This is a genomic window from Brumimicrobium aurantiacum (assembly GCF_003402975.1).
Classification (GTDB): Bacteria; Bacteroidota; Bacteroidia; order Flavobacteriales_D; family Crocinitomicaceae; genus Brumimicrobium; species Brumimicrobium aurantiacum.
Genome location: NZ_QURB01000018.1, coordinates 1 through 2,932 on the forward strand (window position 1 = coordinate 1; position 2,932 = coordinate 2,932).

The window sequence follows — 2,932 nt, forward strand, 5'->3', positions numbered from 1 at the left end:
TGTTTGCACGGTTTACCCGAAACAGATTTTAAAACCAAATCATTTTGCAAATTACCTGGTTATCGTTCTTAGTTTGGAGAAAAATCTTGAAAAAATAAAGCGTTCAATATGAGGGTGGGTTGTCCTACACGTGGTGGACTATTTACGATTAACGTTCCACAGCTAAAAAATCGCTGCTATCCATAAAGTTAAGCAATAATTTGAAAGGAGAGTGATTGAGCTGAGGATGATTTATCATTCGAAGTGCAATCGTTGCAGTGTTTTTTAGGTGTTGTTACCAGCATATTAAGTCTATTCATTAGAATAAATAACCGTAAAGCAATACTAACAAGAAAATTAAAAATGGTAATAATAGACTCGTAACAAACCAAATAATCTCTTTGGATACTATTAGCCTCGCTAAGTCACTCTTTTTTTTGTTTAAAGTATCTACAAACTTCTTCATATACTTAAGCCAAAAGTGGACCCATACAATCGGGGTGCCGATGAATAGTAAAATAATGAGCACAATAATAATCACCTTAATAACAACCATTCGTAAAGTTTACGTTTTAAGTTTTCTTCGCTCTTTGATTTAGTATACGTCATTGCTAGACCTGTGTTACCAGCTTTTTAGATATTCATGTAAGCTTGAAGTATTGCTGCTCCAACTATAACAATGATAGTTAAAATTGAAAGTATCAATCTTTTTAAAATTATTTTTCTACGTGTGTCCAAGTATTTGACTATTGCAAAAAGGAAATAAATTATGGAAAAAAGCCCCCAAATTAAAACAAGAAAAGTAACAGTTAATCCATTTCCCAATGCGTCTCCTGAGATTGGAGGATTCGATGTATCCAAAACATTTTGAATAATTAAGTTGGTTTTAATACTCAGTCCTATTAGAACTAAATAAAATAAATAAAACCAGTTAGATGTTTTTAAATTATTCATTTATCGTTCAAATTTTTCTTCAATAAGAGAAAGATGTGTTTGTATATTCAGCTAATGAATTGTTTTCATGTCTAATCTTGTGGTTTTTTACGCTCTTTTCATTGCTGGTAACGGTTCTTGTATGGTGCGTTTGCATCCCGAAGGGTGCATATGCACTATACAAATTGTTGTGCTTTCGTGTTATTCATATTTTACAATTAAGTCTGGATACTTCGACTCAATAAATTCCCGTTGTTTCTGTGTAAGGAAAATAAAGCCAGTTTCTTGTCCATTATCATAGCAGAACTGAAATTTCCCATCTATTTCATTTTCGCTTAAAGACTTTTCAATTATTGCCATAAATTTTGGGTCTAACCAGTCGCCTTGCATATCTAAATAAGAAGAGTATGTCTTATTTTTAAATGAGAATGAATACTCGACTTTATTCTGGTTATCGAAGGAAATTTCGAAATTATCTTTAATGTTTGTCGGGTTAAAAACACCCCTAGATGCTAATCCAAATTGATTCGTTAATTCTTGATAAGGGTTTTTAAGGTTGCCTGTTTCCCAATCAAACGATACGATTATTTTAGGGAATGCAAAAAGAATATCATTGAAATCATTAACGTCTTTCGACTCCAAGAGCAACCTTCCTTCCTTAAATTCTTCTTTTGTCAAATGACTAAACAAACCTATCGATTCAAAGTCCTGCAAGATTTTTTCAATACCTTCAGTGTTGAATCTATTATCGAAGGTTTCATCAGATAAGAAATAACTTTCTTGATTTAATTCTTTTGATTGCTCCTCATTTAAAATGATCAATCCAATTTTTTCTTGACCATATACACTCCGACTATCTTTAATATTTATTGTGTGAAGTCGGTATGAAACTCCTTTATCTCTTAAATACTTATTTATACCCTGATGAAACTTTGTGCTTATTTTATTTGGGAGGTCATTTTTATGATGTTCTTTGAAATTACGGACTCTTTTAAAATCATGAAAAAACTCATTTTTATATGTTTTATTATTTGCCACAAAGCTGACCTCTAGTCTTTGTTCTACAAGGTCTGACTCTTCCTCCAATTCTTTAAGAATTATTTGTAAATCAGAGTAATTGAAATTAGGAACTAATTGCTTAATAACTTCGAAAACATGATTATAAATAGTCGTTGGATTGGGTTCAAAATCGTGTAGGTTAATGATTTGGCACTGGTCAGAATATGAAAGTATTGCTGGTTTTCCTTTCAATTCAAGATTTGAATAGCTGTTTTCTATGCTTTGATAAGTAGACTCATCAATTAGATTCAACTCGATTAAGTTTTGAGCAAATTTTAATTCTTCCGATTTGTATTGGTTGTATTTTATAAAATATTCTTCTTTTGACTTTACAAACATTAAAAGTTCAACCTCATTTCGGATCGTAGAATCTGCTAGTTTACTTCTTGATTCATTATAAGTGTAAATCGAAATCAAGTCCAGACTTTTTAATTCTTCAAGTGTTCGAGAACGAGTTGCTCCCATAACACTTCTTTTATGATGAATAAGACTTTTGTATCCTTTTTTAGGTCCTCCGAATAAACCTCCATAAGAAAATGAAAATTCTAAAATAGGGTCTTCTTCCTTTATCTTTTTTTCAATTTTAGGTGACTCCATTCCACGATAAAAAAGTTCTTGATAAAAGGCATCTGCTAAGAAGTTAATTACCTTGAGGTTTTTTGGTTCTTTCGAACTAAACCTAGAAAGGTAAATATCTAGTTCTTGACCTCCTTTTCTTGTCAAGAACTCTTTCGATATAAGATTTTCTGAAAGATTATTTTCTTGCCCTATTAAGGAAAGCGGTATTAAAAATAATATTGATAGTATTCTTGCCATTTTATCGTTCATGAAGTACAACGTCCAAGCTACGTATTGTCGCCATTCATTTTTAATTTAGTCTAAAGTAGTCATTTTATTTTAATCAAAATGTTCATTTTAAAAGTTTCGTTGGCGATAATACTTAGCGGGTGTTATCGGAAGT

2 protein-coding genes are annotated in these 2,932 nt (G+C 31.3%); both read right to left on the bottom strand.

Going from position 1 to position 2,932, the window contains the following annotated elements:
* Nucleotides 1-612: 612 nt before the first annotated feature.
* Nucleotides 613-933 carry a hypothetical protein gene (locus DXU93_RS14890; protein WP_116882094.1) on the bottom strand — a complete coding sequence of 107 codons (321 nt, stop codon included), beginning with the start codon at nt 931-933 and terminating at the stop codon, nt 613-615.
* A 180-nt stretch (nt 934-1,113) separates the two neighbouring features.
* Complete coding sequence (locus DXU93_RS14895) at nt 1,114-2,787, bottom strand: hypothetical protein (RefSeq protein ID WP_123776156.1); 1,674 nt, start codon at nt 2,785-2,787, stop codon at nt 1,114-1,116.
* Between the last annotated feature and the right edge of the window lie 145 nt (nt 2,788-2,932).